This is a genomic window from Sulfuricurvum sp. (genome assembly GCF_028712165.1).
GTDB lineage: Bacteria > Campylobacterota > Campylobacteria > Campylobacterales > Sulfurimonadaceae > Sulfuricurvum.
On record NZ_JAQTQR010000003.1, the window covers coordinates 45,978 to 60,498 of the forward strand.

17 protein-coding genes are annotated in these 14,521 nt (G+C 45.0%); 14 read left to right on the top strand and 3 right to left on the bottom strand.

The window, feature by feature from the left end:
* Positions 1–9 precede the first annotated feature (9 nt).
* The 9 genes from greA to PHP90_RS01005 all read left to right on the top strand — a co-directional run bounded on the left by greA (position 10) and on the right by PHP90_RS01005 (position 8,561).
* Entirely contained in the window at positions 10–507 is a 498-nt protein-coding gene (gene greA / locus PHP90_RS00965; RefSeq protein WP_299923879.1) for a transcription elongation factor GreA, read from the top strand.
* A complete protein-coding gene (argC, locus tag PHP90_RS00970; RefSeq protein ID WP_299923882.1) occupies positions 494–1,507 on the top strand; it encodes an N-acetyl-gamma-glutamyl-phosphate reductase in 1,014 nt (337 codons plus the stop codon). Before greA ends, argC begins: the two co-directional genes overlap by 14 nt.
* Complete coding sequence (locus PHP90_RS00975) at positions 1,497–2,240, top strand: metallophosphoesterase (RefSeq protein WP_299923885.1); 744 nt, start codon at positions 1,497–1,499, stop codon at positions 2,238–2,240. Before argC ends, PHP90_RS00975 begins: the two co-directional genes overlap by 11 nt.
* Positions 2,237–3,181, top strand: a complete 945-nt coding sequence (locus PHP90_RS00980; RefSeq protein ID WP_299923888.1) for a chemotaxis protein — start codon at positions 2,237–2,239, stop codon at positions 3,179–3,181. Before PHP90_RS00975 ends, PHP90_RS00980 begins: the two co-directional genes overlap by 4 nt.
* Before the next feature lie 10 nt (positions 3,182–3,191).
* Entirely contained in the window at positions 3,192–5,708 is a 2,517-nt protein-coding gene (locus tag PHP90_RS00985; RefSeq protein ID WP_299923891.1) for a chemotaxis protein CheW, read from the top strand.
* Positions 5,709–5,710: 2 nt separating this feature from the next.
* Positions 5,711–6,205, top strand: a complete 495-nt coding sequence (locus PHP90_RS00990; protein ID WP_299923894.1) for a chemotaxis protein CheW — start codon at positions 5,711–5,713, stop codon at positions 6,203–6,205.
* A 125-nt stretch (positions 6,206–6,330) separates the two neighbouring features.
* Positions 6,331–7,638, top strand: coding sequence for an aminopeptidase P N-terminal domain-containing protein (locus PHP90_RS00995; protein WP_299923897.1), 1,308 nt, complete (start codon positions 6,331–6,333; stop codon positions 7,636–7,638).
* 48 nt (positions 7,639–7,686) lie between these two features.
* A complete protein-coding gene (locus tag PHP90_RS01000; RefSeq protein ID WP_299923900.1) occupies positions 7,687–8,016 on the top strand; it encodes a winged helix-turn-helix domain-containing protein in 330 nt (109 codons plus the stop codon).
* Positions 8,013–8,561, top strand: a complete 549-nt coding sequence (locus tag PHP90_RS01005; protein WP_299923903.1) for a hypothetical protein — start codon at positions 8,013–8,015, stop codon at positions 8,559–8,561. Before PHP90_RS01000 ends, PHP90_RS01005 begins: the two co-directional genes overlap by 4 nt.
* Positions 8,562–8,629: 68 nt before the next feature.
* Here the strand turns inward: PHP90_RS01005 and PHP90_RS01010 are convergent, their stop codons facing one another.
* Both PHP90_RS01010 and PHP90_RS01015 read right to left on the bottom strand, forming a co-directional pair.
* A complete protein-coding gene (locus PHP90_RS01010) occupies positions 8,630–9,055 on the bottom strand; it encodes a hypothetical protein (RefSeq protein ID WP_299923905.1) in 426 nt (141 codons plus the stop codon).
* Positions 9,055–9,534: a hypothetical protein gene (locus tag PHP90_RS01015; protein ID WP_299923907.1), complete on the bottom strand. Its 480-nt coding sequence runs from the start codon at positions 9,532–9,534 to the stop codon at positions 9,055–9,057. Before PHP90_RS01015 ends, PHP90_RS01010 begins: the two co-directional genes overlap by 1 nt.
* Positions 9,535–9,607: 73 nt before the next feature.
* Between PHP90_RS01015 and PHP90_RS01020 the strand changes: the two genes are divergently transcribed.
* The 3 genes from PHP90_RS01020 (at position 9,608) to PHP90_RS01030 (ending at position 13,323) form a co-directional block, all read left to right on the top strand.
* On the top strand, positions 9,608–10,306 hold the full coding sequence (locus PHP90_RS01020; RefSeq protein WP_299923910.1) for a DUF445 domain-containing protein: 699 nt from the start codon (positions 9,608–9,610) through the stop codon (positions 10,304–10,306).
* Between the two features lie 75 nt (positions 10,307–10,381).
* Entirely contained in the window at positions 10,382–12,961 is a 2,580-nt protein-coding gene (locus tag PHP90_RS01025; RefSeq protein ID WP_299923913.1) for an AAA family ATPase, read from the top strand.
* A gap of 8 nt (positions 12,962–12,969) precedes the next feature.
* Complete coding sequence (locus PHP90_RS01030) at positions 12,970–13,323, top strand: hypothetical protein (RefSeq protein WP_299923916.1); 354 nt, start codon at positions 12,970–12,972, stop codon at positions 13,321–13,323.
* Here the strand turns inward: PHP90_RS01030 and PHP90_RS01035 are convergent.
* A complete protein-coding gene (locus tag PHP90_RS01035; protein WP_299923919.1) occupies positions 13,320–13,844 on the bottom strand; it encodes a hypothetical protein in 525 nt (174 codons plus the stop codon). The two genes, PHP90_RS01030 and PHP90_RS01035, sit on opposite strands and share 4 nt — an antisense overlap.
* A 146-nt stretch (positions 13,845–13,990) precedes the next feature.
* On the opposite strand from PHP90_RS01035, the gene rpmH reads away from it, so the two are divergent.
* Both rpmH and rnpA read left to right on the top strand, forming a co-directional pair.
* A complete protein-coding gene (rpmH, locus tag PHP90_RS01040; protein ID WP_013459438.1) occupies positions 13,991–14,125 on the top strand; it encodes a 50S ribosomal protein L34 in 135 nt (44 codons plus the stop codon).
* 11 nt (positions 14,126–14,136) lie between these two features.
* Positions 14,137–14,481: a ribonuclease P protein component gene (gene rnpA, locus PHP90_RS01045; protein WP_299923922.1), complete on the top strand. Its 345-nt coding sequence runs from the start codon at positions 14,137–14,139 to the stop codon at positions 14,479–14,481.
* Positions 14,482–14,521 lie beyond the last annotated feature (40 nt).

Sequence of the window (14,521 nt, forward strand, 5' to 3'; positions counted from 1 at the left end):
GAGCATACAGTGGAACAAAAAGAACCCATGACCAAATACGGGTTTCAGCGATTAAGTGATGAGCTGAATACCCTTAAAAATGTCGATTTACCGGCAGTCAATGTTGAAATCGACCGTGCCAAAGAGTACGGAGATTTAAAAGAGAATTCGGAATACCATGCCGCACGTGAAAAACAGGCATTTATCGGTACCCGTATCGCAGAACTGGGAGAAGTCATCTCCCGTGCACAGATTGTTGATCCAAGTGAGCTCGAACATGCACGCGTAAGTTTCGGTTCTACCGTTGTATTGAACGATTTGGACAAAGACGAAGAGGTGACCTATACGATTGTCGGCGGATGTGAGAGCAATCCGGAACGCGGTTTGATATCGTTTAACTCACCGCTTGCAAAACAGCTTTTGGGTCGAGAAGAGGGGGATGATTTTAAAGCCCGTCTTCCGGGCGGTGAAAAATCATTCGAAGTAGTAGAGGTAAAATATCAGGAGATCGTGTTTGAAAGCCATTAATGTCGGAATCATCGGAGTCAGCGGCTATACGGGATTAGAACTCGTAAAAATGCTTCTTAACCATCCGATTTTTACATTGACATATTGTGCCAATACGGAGGGTGAAACCACTATCGGTGTCTTGCACCCCTCTTTGGCAGGTGTGTGCGATTTGTCGGTGGATAAGGTCGATTTGGAGTCAGCGGCAGCATCGTGCGAGCTGATTTTTTTAGCCCTTCCACATAAAACAGCGATGCAGACGGCCAAAGGGCTGTTGGAACGCGGTGTTAAAGTCGTCGATCTTTCCGCAGATTACCGTCTCTCACAGGAAAATTACGAAGCATTTTATTGTGAACACGAAGACACGGAGAACCTTTCACATGCGGTCTACTCGATTCCCGAACTCCACGGAGATCGTGCAGCAGGGGCACAGCTTATCGCGAACCCGGGTTGTCATGTGACGGCGGCGTTGATGGCACTGGCACCGTTTTTAGATCAGATTGATCTCAATTCTCCTATTTTTATTGACTCAAAAACCGGGGTGTCGGGTGCCGGTAAATCCCCTTCATCAGGGACGCATTACGTGAGTGTCAATGATAATATTAACTGCTACAACATTATCAAGCACCGTCATGCGGTTGAGATTGAACAACATGCGGGTGATTTATGCGGTAATGGAGTCCATGTTACCTTTGTCCCTTCGCTCGTTCCAATGACACGCGGGATGCTGGCATGTGTGTATGCGACCTTGAAAACCGAGTGCGATCCACTTGTGATGATGGAGATGTTTTATGCCGACAAACCGTTTGTCCGTGTTCGTAATACTCCGCCGCACACTAAAATGACTTCGGGAACCAATTTCGCCGATGTGTATGCGGCGCGTCACGGCAATGCGCTTGTTGCAATGTGTGCGATTGACAATCTGATGCGCGGAGCCAGTTCACAGGCTCTTGTCAATGCTAATCTTATGATGGGACTGGATGAAACGCTCGGGATTCCTAAAATTGCGTATGTCCCCTAAACCACTCCTCTGCGGGGCGATTTTAATCGCCGATGCCCATTGCGCTCCTTGGCGCACTCCTTTTATTGATTTTCTTCATGCGCTTGATTTGGGTGAGATCACAACACCGCAATTGATTTTGATGGGCGATGTATTTGATATGCTTTACGGTCCCATACCGCGAACGTATAGCTATAACACGGAAGGGCTTGATCTGCTGAACCGTTTGAGTAAACGAATCGAAATTTTCTATTTGGAAGGGAATCACGATTTTTTGCTTGCGGATTTGTTGCCTCATGTAAACGTTATTTCTCGCGAACATCAACCTTTGGTTATGACGTATGAAGGTAAAAATATTGCCCTTTCACACGGAGACAGCAACATGGGATGGGGGTATGAGCTTTATACCGCACTGATCCGAAGCCCTTTGGTTTTAGGACTCCTTCGAACGATAGATAATATGAAAAACGGCTTTATCGTGGCATGGTTGGAAGAGCAGATGAAGCGAAAAAGCCATTGCCGAAGTATTGAGAATTTTAAAAATCTGATTGAAAGACGCTTAGGGACATTGAATCTTGAATCGATCGATGTCTTGATTGAGGGGCATTTCCATCAAAATCAGACGTTCGAAATCAATGGTCTGCATTACATTAATCTCGCTGCTTTTGCTTGCAATGAAAGATACTTTAGTGTACAATCAACCCAAAATCAGCCGTTATTACACGAAGCAGTTTTTCGTAAGGAGCCCCTATGAAGGGACAAGGTGATGTTTTAAAAGTCGGCACAAACGAGATGGAGTTGGTCGATTTTCGTATATTCAAACGCGAAGGCGATGAGATATATGAAGGGATATATGGGGTGAATGTCGCAAAGGTACGCGAAATCATTCGATTCCCGAAATTGACGGAGCTTCCGGGAACCCCCGATTTTATCGAAGGGATTTTCGATTTGCGCGGTGTGGTCATCCCTGTGGTCAATTTGGCAAAATGGATGGGGGTGGATGCACCTGAAGAGATGGTTCGAGAATCGCGGGTAATTATTACCGAATTCAATAACATCCTCATCGGTTTTGTTGTTCACGAAGCAAAACGGATACGCCGCATTAACTGGAAAGATATTGAACCGGCCTCTTTTATGTCCTCTTCAGGGGGCTTGGACGGTTCTAAAATTACGGGAGTTACCCGTATCGAAGATGATGGTGTTTTACTGATTTTAGATTTGGAAGGTGTTGTTCAAGAGCTCGGACTCTATCAACCTTCCAGCGGCAAACTCGAAGATGGAAAACATCGCTTTAGCGGTCATGTTTTATTGCTTGATGACAGTTCTACGGCGAGACGGATTATCAAAGAGGCGTTGGAGCAGATGGGCTTTGACGTTATTGAAGCGACGGATGGACAGCAGGGACTTAAAATTCTGGAGGATTTGTATCGGGCTTACGGCAACGATCTCTCTTCTAAACTTCGTCTCATTGCTTCGGATATTGAGATGCCGTTGATGGACGGATTCCATTTTGCCGCCAATGTAAAATCGGATGAGCGATTTAAAATGATCCCTATTGTGTTTAACTCTTCTATCAGTGATCACTTCAGTGAGATACGCGGAAAAGAAGCAGGCGGAGAGGCCTATTTGGTCAAATTTGATTCGAATTTATTTTACGATGAAGTAGCACGTGTTGTACGTGCTCATATTCTTTAGGGGTTGACCAATGGATGAATTTCAAGAGATATTACAAGATTTTTTGGTTGAGTCGTTTGAACTGATTGAACAACTGGATCAGGATCTTGTCGAGTTGGAATCTCGGCCTGATGATTTGGATTTGCTTAACCGTATCTTCCGGGTAGCCCATACGATTAAAGGGGCTAGTTCTTTTTTAAATTTCGATGTGTTGACCCATTTGACCCACCATATGGAAAATTTGCTCAATATGGCACGTCACGGAGACTTGGTGATCGATGCGGATGTCATGGACGTCATCCTCGAGTCGATTGATTTGATGAAAGCGCTTCTTGTCCGTATCCGTGATAAAGGGGAAGATTCGGGATTAGAGATTTCCGGATGTGTTATGCGACTTGATGCCGTGGCAAACGGAACGGCATTAGGTGAGACGGTTCCTCCTCCTGCAGCTGCTCATGCGGCCCCTGTATCTGAACCTGCACCGGCTGTGGCTGCCGCTGCAGCCGAAGAAGAACCCGATTATTCCGGAATGAGCGATGCGGAAGTAGAAGCGGAGATAGAACGCCTCCTGGCAAAACGCCAAGCTGAAGATGCAGCCAAAAGAGCTGCTCATGCAGCCCCAGCAGCTGCCGCACCTGTTGTTGAGGAAGAAGAACCGGATTATTCAGGGATGAGTGAAGCCGAAGTCGAAGCGGAAATTGAACGTCTTATTGCCGTTCGTCAAGCAGAAGATGCGGCAAAACGGGCACAGAAAAAAGAGGAACAGCCAGCTCCCAAGGCTGAAGCGGCGCCTGCTCCGGTACCGGTTACCCCGGCAGCTGCGGCGCCTCAGGCGAAAGCAGAAGTAAAACCGGCACCGGTTGCACGACGAGCTGAAGCGAAAGAGGATGGAGAAGCCCGCGGCGGTTCGACGGTAGAACAGACGATTCGCGTCGATGTCAAACGGCTGGATCATTTGATGAATTTGATCGGAGAATTGGTTTTAGGTAAAAACCGCCTTATTAAAATCAACGATGATGTTGAAGAGCGCTATGAAGGTGAAGCCTTCCTCGAAGAGCTGAACCAAGTCGTATCGATCGTCTCTTTGGTTACGACCGATTTGCAGATTGCGGTTATGAAAACACGGATGTTGCCGATCGGAAAAGTCTTTAACAAATTCCCTCGTATGATTCGTGACCTTTCACGTGAACTGAATAAAAAAATTGAGCTTGAAATCACGGGTGAAGAGACAGAGCTTGATAAATCGATTGTGGAAGAGATCGGGGATCCGCTCGTTCATATTATCCGCAACTCGTGCGACCACGGGATTGAAACGCCGGAAGTTCGTCTTGCTGCAGGTAAGGAAGAGACAGGAACGATCCATCTCAAAGCGTATCATGAGGGGAACCATATCGTTATTCAGATTGTCGATGACGGTAAGGGGCTCGATGCGGATATGCTCAAATCCAAATCAATCGAAAAAGGGGTTATTACCGAGAAAGAGGCCGACGGTATGTCTGAAAAAGAGGCATTCGGTCTTATTTTCCGTCCGGGATTCTCCACGGCTTCACAGGTTACGAGTGTCTCCGGACGCGGTGTCGGAATGGACGTTGTAAAAACCAATATCGAAAAGCTCAATGGTATGATCGACATTGACTCCGAAGTGGGTCAGGGGACGTCGATGAAACTCAAAATTCCTCTCACCCTTGCAATCATCCAAGCACTATTGGTCGGAGTTCAGGAAGAGTATTATGCGATCCCTCTTGCGTCGGTTCTTGAAACGGTACGTATCAGCAAAGATGAGATTTACACCGTTGAGAGCCGTTCCGTTATGCGTTTGCGTGATGAGGTTCTTTCGTTGGTTCATATCGGAGATATCTTTGAAGTTGAACGGGTCTTTGACAACAGTGAACACGCCTATGTCGTTGTTCTCGGACTTGCCGAGAGTAAAATCGGTCTCATCGTCGATTCATTGGTCGGACAGGAAGAGATCGTTATCAAATCCCTCGGTGAATACCTCAAAGGGATCGAAGGAATTGCCGGAGCGACCATTCGCGGTGACGGCGGCGTAACCTTGATCGTTGATGTTGCAGCATTGATGCAAATGGCAAAATCGGTCAAATCTACTGTCGGCCAAGAGAGTTCGGAAGCAAAAGGACGGGGCGGAGTTAAAAATTCAGCCAGCGATTATTGCGTTATGATCGTGGATGATTCCAAAACCGACCGTACGATTATGCGTAAATCGTTAGAACCTATGGGGATTACTCTTGTTGAAGCCACGGACGGGGTTGAGGCTCTGAATGTACTGAAACAAGGCGATCACATCTTTGACGCCATGCTGATTGACATTGAGATGCCGCGTATGGATGGCTATACCCTGGCCGCTGAGATCAAAAAATACAACAAGTACAAAAATCTTCCGCTCATTGCCGTCACTTCCCGAACCGGAAAAGCCGATCGGATGCGTGGGGTAGAATCGGGAATGATCGAGTATATCACGAAACCGTATTCACCGGAATATCTGATGAATGTCGTCAAACGCAATATCAAGTTTAACGAGGGACTATAATTATGAGTGAAAAACTTCAACAAATCATCAATAAACAGCATAAAGCCCTCTCCGGAGACGATACGAAAATCGATGAAGTCATTCAGCTGGTCGGTTTCATCGTCGGTGATGAAGAATTTTCGGTACCCATTTTGAGTATTCAGGAGATCATCAAGCCGATTTCCTGGACACGTGTTCCGCAAACACCCGCCTATATTTTAGGAGTTTTCAATCTTCGCGGTTCCGTTATTCCGTTGATTGATTTACGTTCCCGTTTTGGTTTGGAGACGATGAAGCATACGGAAGAGACCCGCTTTATCGTTATGAAAAACGGTGATGATGTCGCCGGGTTTGTCATTGATCGTCTCACTGAAGCGATACGATTACCGAAACGTGACGTCGGTCCTGCACCGGATACGATTTCCGAAGAAGAGAGTATGATTGACGGTGTCGGCAAACAAGCCGACCGGATTATTACGATCCTTAAAGTTGGAAAACTTTTAGAACGGAATTTTTAGTTTCTTAAAACGCTAATCGGAACTCGTCCCGATTAGCTACGTTAACACTGGGCTCTCTTCAGCAGAGTGCTCAAAATCACTTGTGATTTTTATATATCAACTTAAAATTATGGCACAATATCGCCATGAATGAAACACACTTTTTAAACCGCCGCCAAAAACTTCTGGATATGATGGAAGAAGGGGTGGCGATCATCACCTCTGCCCCTACCCAAATCCGTTCCAACGATACCGAATACTCATACCGCCAAAGCAGTGATTTTTATTATCTCTGCGGGTTTAATGAAGATAACTCTGTTCTTGTAATGATCAAAACTCCCGAATCGACGAAAACGATCCTCTTTGTGGAAGCATACAATGCCGAACATGCACTATGGAACGGCGCACGTTTGGGTGTGGATGGTGCACGCGAGTGTTTCAAAGTGGACGAAGTACATGATGTTGCTGAATATGCGGAATTGATCAAAGAGCTTTTGCGTGAGCATATCAATCTCTATATTGATCTCTACAGCGATTCTGCCAGACTTGATGAAGCGAAAAAAGCCGCACAATCACTTCATTCGACACGGGGCATTAAACGTCATATCCGCGCCATCCGTGATGTTACCTTTTTGATCCGCACGTTACGCCTTATTAAATCCGATGATGAGTTAGAGATGATTCGGCATGCTGTCTTGATCACTGCGGAAGCACATCATACCGCAATGCGCGAATGCCGTGCGGGAATGATGGAGTATCAGCTACAGGCCGACATGAGTTATGTCTTTTTAAACAGCGGTGCGATGAATGAAGCCTACGGGGCGATTGTAGCCGGTGGTAATAATGCCAATACACTCCATTACGTCGATAACCGCGATACATTGCGAGACGGTGATTTGGTACTGATCGATGCGGCGTGCGAGTGGGAACTCTATGCCAGCGATATCACCCGCACATTTCCGGTTAACGGCAGATTCAGCGATGCGCAGCGTGAAGTATACGAAAAGGTCCTCGATGTTCAGCTCCGCGTGATCGAAGCGATCAAACCGGGTGTAAAACGCGACTGGCTTCAAAAATACAGCGAAGAACTTCTCTGTGATGCATTAATAGAACTGGGCATTTTAAGCGGTGAACGTGATGCCCTGATAGAAGCGAAAGAACACAAAAAATACGCTCCGCACGGGATAGGACACTGGATGGGACTGGATGTCCACGATCCGTGTCCTTATGTGGACGAAGAAGGGGAAAGTTTGGTATTCGTTCCGGGGATGGTGATGACGATTGAGCCGGGGATCTATATCCGAAGTGACGATGAATCGGTTGATGAAAAATATCGAGGAATCGGTATTCGTATCGAGGACAATATTCTCGTCACGGAAAGCGGATATGAGAACCTTTCCTCGATGATTGCAAAAACAGTCGAGGAGATTGAAAAGCGTTGTATTATGATATAATATTTGTATCAAATGATATAATATCTATATCATAAAAGGGGATGCTAGATGCTCGAAGTACTTTTCGGAACTAAAAATCGTGAATTAGTCTTGCAATACATTCTCGTATTCGAAGAGGGATATGCGAGAGAAATCGCCCGTTTTTTTGACGTTACTCTCCCCTCTATCCAAAATCAGCTCGAAAAGCTCGAACAAGGGGGCGTACTGCTTAGTAAAATGTCGGGTAGAACACGACGCTATTTTATCAATCCCCGATATGCTTTTTTAAACGAACTTACAGCTTTATTGGAAAAAGCGAGAGAGTATTACGATCCAAAAACCAAAGAGCTGTTAACTCTACAACGCAAACGCCCGCGCAGACCTGAGAAACCGTTATGAAACCTATCAAAGAGATGAGCATGATGGAACTCGGCGGGTTTTTATGCGACAGGCTCAAAGCTAACGATATCCCTGTCGTCCTTTCAGGTGGTTCGTGTGTTGAAATATACAGTCGAGGGGAATATACCTCGTACGATATAGATCTCATCAATCAATACAATACTCAATTCAAAAAGATTAAAAAAGTGATGGATGAGTTGGGATTTAGAGAGAAAGATCGCTATTTTATCCACGAAGATACACACTTGTTTGTCGAATTTCCATCCGGTCCGTTGGGTGTCGGAGATGCTCCGGTGACTGAGATCGCGGAAATCGATACCGAAGCAGGAGTGCTTCGGCTGTTAACGCCGACTGACTGTATCAAAGACCGCTTGGCGGCGTACTATCACTGGAAAGATGAGCAGAGTCTCCATCAAGCAGTCTGGGTTGCTCAACAGAATCCTTTTGATCTTAAAAATATTGAAACATGGTCGAAAAAAGAGAGAGCAGAAGATAAATTTAAAAATTTTGTACAAATGCTAAATGAGTCTAAAGACAATAGTTGAATACGAAGGGAAACTATAAAATTTATTTCCCTTTTCTATAATAGATTTGTAAAATTCCCACTTACACATTAATTGTAGCTATAACTCCATCCGCTAAGCCCATCTTTCGCCTCTTTAAATCCTTCTGAATCTCCTAGAAAATCGATTATATGCAACAGAGTCCACGGAATCGTGTTGGCTTCGGCGTCATCGATGATATGTTTGGGCATTGGGGTTTCTTGGGTTGTCATGGCAAATGCGATACGCTCTCGGTTGCTTAGAACATGGCTGGTTGCGGTAATTCCAAGCTCGCGACAGAATTTTTCCAAGATGAGAGGTTTTACCTCTTCTGGGATCACATCGGCAGTGTTGAGGATAATGGTGAAATGGATCGGGAGCTCATCCACCATCATCGATGGGGATGCCATCAATATGTACTCGACATTTTCGAGCAGTTTAGTGATCTCTCCTGATGAGAGATAGCTGTTGATTTTGAGGGCTTTCATCTCTTGCATTAACATTTTCCTTCTAATATTTTAGTGAGCAGGGATGTCATCCCGATATGGAGATTGTAGTTTGTGATCGGGAAATCGACCCATTCATCGGAGAGATTGACACTGTAACCGCTGAGGTATTTTCCCAAAATCTCCAAATCGACGGGCTGATAGGAATCAGAATCGATTTTAGTCCGAAGAAGTTTACCTGCATCGTTGCTTTTTGCGAGAGTAAAAGCGAGGGTTTTAAGACTTAACAGATCGCACCAGCGGATAAAGAGTACGGGAGTCAGCTCCGTATGCGGATTTCCCTCAGGATCAAACAACAGATTCTGCTCTCGAAGAGGAATTAGCACACTTAAAACAGCCTCACAAAACGGCAGACTCTTTTGTCGCCAAAAAGGGGCTTCATCGCTACGAGCGAGTGCTGAGGAGACGGCACCAAGGATAGCAGCGGATTCACCCGATTTAAGCAGGGTATCTAGAGTGTGTAGAATCATTTACCTCTCCTTTTTTGGGTGTAACTTTAACCTTTTTTGTATAATACCCGTATTAACAAAAGGAGATGTCTATATGGATAAAGGATGGATAACGAATGCCGTTGCTGTTACAGTGATCGGGGCATCGTATATGGCTGAAGGCTCTGCTGCAACAGCATTGCGCAGTGCCGGACTGTTTGCCCTCTCCGGAGCAGTGACGAATCAACTCGCGATACATATGTTATTTGAGAAAGTTCCGTTTCTCTATGGCTCGGGAATTATTTTGGATCGTTTCGAATCGATCCGTATAGCCCTAAAAACACTCATCATGGAGCAGTTCTTTACCCCAGAGAAAATTGAATCGTTTGTAAAATCACAGGAACGTACCATCGATTTGACTCCGATTATCGAACAAACCGATTTTACTCCGGCGTACAATGCATTGGTACGGAGTGTCATGGATTCATCTTTAGGTGGTATGATAGGGATGTTCGGAGGTGAAGCGATGATCGCAAAACTCAAAGAGCCGTTTTTAGAAAAGATCAAGACCTCTACGATCGAGATTTCGCAAAGCGAGTCGTTTATAAATGCACTAAATGAGCATTTGCATCAGGGCAGCGGTCATTTGACGGATACGATCGGTGAGATCGTTGAGTTACGATTGGCTGAATTAACCCCTGGGATGGTTAAAGAGATGCTCCATGCCCTGATGAAAGAGCATTTAGGGTGGCTTGTCGTATGGGGAGGAGTCTTTGGAGGAGTGATTGGCATAGCGTCATCTTTACTACTCTAAAAGATTTTACTAAAAAGACTTGACAACAAGTGACTCAAAGTACTATAATTCTTGTAACTCAATTAGGAGAATTTTATGGCAAACAATATTTTTGAAAATCTTACTCATCAAATGACCGAGATGATCGAATCCTCGATCTCTCTGGCTTTACACAATAAAAACAGCGAAGTAGAACCGATCCATTTTTTATGGGCATTGTTGGCTAACAGCAATTCGCCGCTCAATCAAATGCTCAACAAAATGAGCATCGATAAAACGGCAATCGAGCTCGATGTTAAAAGTACGGCATCCAAACTCCCGAGTGCTTCTCACGTTACCAAAGAGAGCATTCGTTTATCACGTAACTTTGCCCATTCGCTCGAAGTGAGCAGCGGAGAGATGGCAAAAAACGGTGACAGCTTTTTGGCGATTGACACCTATATTATTGCGAATCTTCAAAATGATCCGTTTAAAGCAATTTTAGGTAAATATGTCGATTTACGCGAATTGGCTAAAACGTTCGAAGCGTCTCGCGCAGGACAAAAGATCGAAAGTCAAACAGCAGATGAAAATCTCGAATCTCTTGCTAAATACGGGATTGATTTGACAAAAGAAGCGGCAGAAGGGAAACTTTCCCCTGTTATCGGACGGGATGAAGAGATCGGTCGTATGATGCAGATTTTGATCCGTAAAACGAAAAACAATCCGATTCTCCTCGGAGAACCCGGAGTCGGTAAAACGGCACTTGTAGAAGGATTGGCACAGCGTATCTATAATAAAGAGGTACCTCTCAGCCTCCAAAACAAGCGGGTAATTACCCTGGATATGAGCGCATTGATCGCCGGGGCAAAATACCGTGGAGAATTCGAGGATCGTCTCAAAGCGGTAATCGATGAGGTAAAAAAATCGGCGAATATTATCCTCTTTATCGATGAGATTCATACCATTGTCGGTGCAGGAGCATCAGAGGGGTCGATGGATGCCGCCAACATCCTCAAACCGGCCTTGGCTCGGGGTGAATTGCACACAATCGGAGCAACAACCCTCAAAGAGTATCGCAAATATTTTGAAAAAGATGCCGCGTTGCAACGACGTTTTCAGCCGGTTAATGTCGATGAACCAAGCGTAAATCAGACATTGCAGATTTTACGCGGACTTAAAGAGCGTTTGGAAGCGCATCACAGTATCAATATCGCCGATTCGGCATTGGTAGCGGCAGCAAAACTTTCCGACCGTTATATTAATGATCGATTTTTACCGGACAAAGCGATCGATTTGATTGACGAAGCTGCAGCAGAATTACGTATGCAAATTGAATCAGAGCCGAATGCATTGGCGAGTGTAAAGCGTACATTAACCAATTTAGAGGTCGAAAAAGAGGCTCTTAAAATGGAAGAATCGGTGTCAAATACCAAACGCCTCGAAGAGATTGAGCGTGAGCTTGCCGATGCGGGTGAAGAGCGACGCAGTCTGGAATCACAGTTCGCCCATGAAAAAGAGGTGTTCGAGCGGGTCGCTAAAATAAAAGCTGAAATCGAATCCAAACGCCGTGAAGCCGAGAGTGCAAAACAAGCGGCTGATTTTAATAAAGCTGCCGAGATCGAATACGGGCAAATTCCTAAACTCTTCGAGGAAGAGAAAGCCCTCCAAGAGAAATGGAAAGAGATGGTCGCCGGGGGGACATTGCTCAAAAACAGTGTCGATGAAGCTTCTATTGCCGGAATCGTGAGCCGCTGGACAAAAATTCCGGTCAACAAAATGCTCCAAAGCGAAAAAGAGAAAATCCTTCATATCGAAGATGAACTCAACCATGATGTTGTCGGTCAAGAAAAAGCGACTCATGCGGTAGCGCGAGCGATCAAGCGCAATAAAGCAGGACTCTCTGATAAAAGCCGTCCTATCGGATCGTTCCTGTTCCTCGGACCTACAGGGGTTGGTAAAACGCAGACGGCGAAAACGTTGGCAAAATTCCTCTTCGACAGCAGTGAATCGATGATCCGTATCGATATGTCGGAGTATATGGAGAAACATGCGGTGTCACGTCTCGTCGGAGCACCTCCAGGGTACGTCGGATTTGATGAAGGGGGACAGCTTACCGAAGCGGTACGCCGTAAACCGTACAGCGTTATTTTGTTCGATGAGGTAGAAAAAGCCCATCCCGATGTTTTCAACGTACTCCTTCAGGTGCTCGATGACGGACGTCTGACCGATAACAAAGGGGTAGTGGTTGATTTTACCAATACGATCATTATCTTGACCTCTAATATCGCCAGTGACAAGATCATGGCGCATCACGGTGACCCACACTTAGAAGAGATGGTCCTAGGCGAGCTTAAACAACATTTCAAACCGGAGTTCTTAAACCGTTTGGATGATGTAGTGGTCTTTAATCCTTTGGGAGAAGCACAAATTCTCAGTATTGTTGATCTGTTCTTTAAAGATATTGCGGCAAAAGTAGAAGAGAGAAATATTACTCTTACACTCACCGATGCGGCAAAACGCTATGTTGCAGCTGCAGGATTCGATCCGGTATACGGTGCTCGACCGTTGAAACGGGCATTGTATGAGATAGTCGAAGACCGGCTTGCCGATTTGATCCTCGGCGGAGAGGTAGAAGAGGGCTCATTCGTTACATTTGATGCGGTAGGGGACGAGATTAACGTTACTGTGGCATAATCGCATTTATGAAAACGATTGCGCTTCTCTTTATACTATTGTTACCGCTTTGGGGATGTACAGGAGATTGTATGACCTGTCATCCTGCATTGCTTAAAAATATCGATACCGACAAACGGCACAAACCGATGACGACGTGTATCAAATGCCACAGTGCCGATCCCGCTAAAATGGGTGATTGCGGAAGCGATTGTTTTGCCTGTCATCCGATTGCAAAAATTGAGGGAGCGAGGGTAGCGGAGCATGCGGTGATACGCGAATGCCGTGATTGTCATATGAAACTTAAACCCTCGGTAAAGATTGATTTGGAACCTAAAGGGCAATCGAATCAGCCTATGCTCAGGGATTTTTTGAAGCCCTAAGCGTAGATAGTTTTCATCGTTTTATCAAACCCGTCAATAATTTTTTGAAGAAGCTTTTGGGCTTCATTGATCATTTTTTCATCTGATTTGACATTTTTTAAACTGTGATCAAAGAGGTCAACGACCCCTTTTTTAGCATAGTTTTTCGTATTTTGATCACTGTTATTTAGATTTCCGATGAGTTTGGTAACATCGGATGCGATTTTATTGATCGGTGAGGTTTGGTTCTGATCTTCGAGTTCTTTCATGAATTTATCGATATACGGCTGTGCTTTTTTCATAAAAGCGTTGATCTCTTTTTGATCCTGAGCCGTAATACCGTTGCTATCGATATTAAATGAAAACGCCTGCATAGATGAAAACGAGAATGATTGTTCTTTAGAACTGTCCGAGGTTTTTTCACTCAAAGAGAGCGACTGCGTATTTTGAAAATTTAGAGAGAGGGTATCACCTGAACTTGTTTTCATTTGAATGCTGAGTTCATGGGAACGATATGCATCAAGAGAAGTGGCTGTTGTCATGATCTTACCTTATAGTGAGTATTGAATCTTTGTGACAATATCGGCCATATCTCAGATTGTTTTAACAAGCTTTTACGAAGCTTAACCGACCTTTAAGTAAAAATTGTCTATTATTGCGTGCTAAAAATTTCTAAAGGGAATGGCTTATGAAAAGAACATACCAACCGCATAATACGCCACGTAAACGTACCCACGGATTCCGTGCACGTATGGCGACAAAAAACGGCCGTCGAGTATTGAACGCTCGTCGTGCTAAGGGTAGAAAACGATTGGCTGTCTAAATAGCTTTTCGATGCTAAAACTCCATAGTGAGTTTCAGCGTGTTTATCAGCGTGGGAAGAATGCGCACAGCACTTCGATCGCGTTGTTTTATCTCCCTTTAACGGGAGAAAAAAGAGTTGGATTTACGGCCAGTAAAAAAGTCGGTAATGCAGTAGTGAGAAATCGGTGTAAAAGACGCTTACGGGCTCTTTTTGACGAGTTTTCACCCAATGCGCAAGACGGATGGTACGTTTTTGTCGCCAAGAGAGGGTTATTTGACAACCCTTTTGATACGGTGCGACGCGACTGCAAATATGTTTTAAAACGGACGGGTGGCATGAGCGGAACAGGTGATGATAAGAATCTTCTTTCTTAAGCTCCTTTGGCTCTATCGGCACTCTTTCTCATTGGTGACA

What these genes read in the sequence shown, in the direction of transcription:
- rpmH (WP_013459438.1), top strand. Translation starts at nt 13,991, where the DNA reads ATGAAAAGAACATACCAACCGCATAATACGCCACGTAAACGTACCCAC.
- rnpA (WP_299923922.1), top strand. Translation starts at nt 14,137, where the DNA reads ATGCTAAAACTCCATAGTGAGTTTCAGCGTGTTTATCAGCGTGGGAAG.
- PHP90_RS01015 (WP_299923907.1), bottom strand. Translation starts at nt 9,534, where the DNA reads ATGATTCTACACACTCTAGATACCCTGCTTAAATCGGGTGAATCCGCT.
- PHP90_RS01005 (WP_299923903.1), top strand. Translation starts at nt 8,013, where the DNA reads ATGAAACCTATCAAAGAGATGAGCATGATGGAACTCGGCGGGTTTTTA.
- PHP90_RS00995 (WP_299923897.1), top strand. Translation starts at nt 6,331, where the DNA reads ATGAATGAAACACACTTTTTAAACCGCCGCCAAAAACTTCTGGATATG.
- PHP90_RS01010 (WP_299923905.1), bottom strand. Translation starts at nt 9,055, where the DNA reads ATGCAAGAGATGAAAGCCCTCAAAATCAACAGCTATCTCTCATCAGGA.
- PHP90_RS01025 (WP_299923913.1), top strand. Translation starts at nt 10,382, where the DNA reads ATGGCAAACAATATTTTTGAAAATCTTACTCATCAAATGACCGAGATG.
- PHP90_RS00990 (WP_299923894.1), top strand. Translation starts at nt 5,711, where the DNA reads ATGAGTGAAAAACTTCAACAAATCATCAATAAACAGCATAAAGCCCTC.
- PHP90_RS00975 (WP_299923885.1), top strand. Translation starts at nt 1,497, where the DNA reads ATGTCCCCTAAACCACTCCTCTGCGGGGCGATTTTAATCGCCGATGCC.
- PHP90_RS00985 (WP_299923891.1), top strand. Translation starts at nt 3,192, where the DNA reads ATGGATGAATTTCAAGAGATATTACAAGATTTTTTGGTTGAGTCGTTT.
- PHP90_RS01000 (WP_299923900.1), top strand. Translation starts at nt 7,687, where the DNA reads ATGCTCGAAGTACTTTTCGGAACTAAAAATCGTGAATTAGTCTTGCAA.
- PHP90_RS01030 (WP_299923916.1), top strand. Translation starts at nt 12,970, where the DNA reads ATGAAAACGATTGCGCTTCTCTTTATACTATTGTTACCGCTTTGGGGA.
- PHP90_RS01035 (WP_299923919.1), bottom strand. Translation starts at nt 13,844, where the DNA reads ATGACAACAGCCACTTCTCTTGATGCATATCGTTCCCATGAACTCAGC.
- PHP90_RS00980 (WP_299923888.1), top strand. Translation starts at nt 2,237, where the DNA reads ATGAAGGGACAAGGTGATGTTTTAAAAGTCGGCACAAACGAGATGGAG.
- PHP90_RS01020 (WP_299923910.1), top strand. Translation starts at nt 9,608, where the DNA reads ATGGATAAAGGATGGATAACGAATGCCGTTGCTGTTACAGTGATCGGG.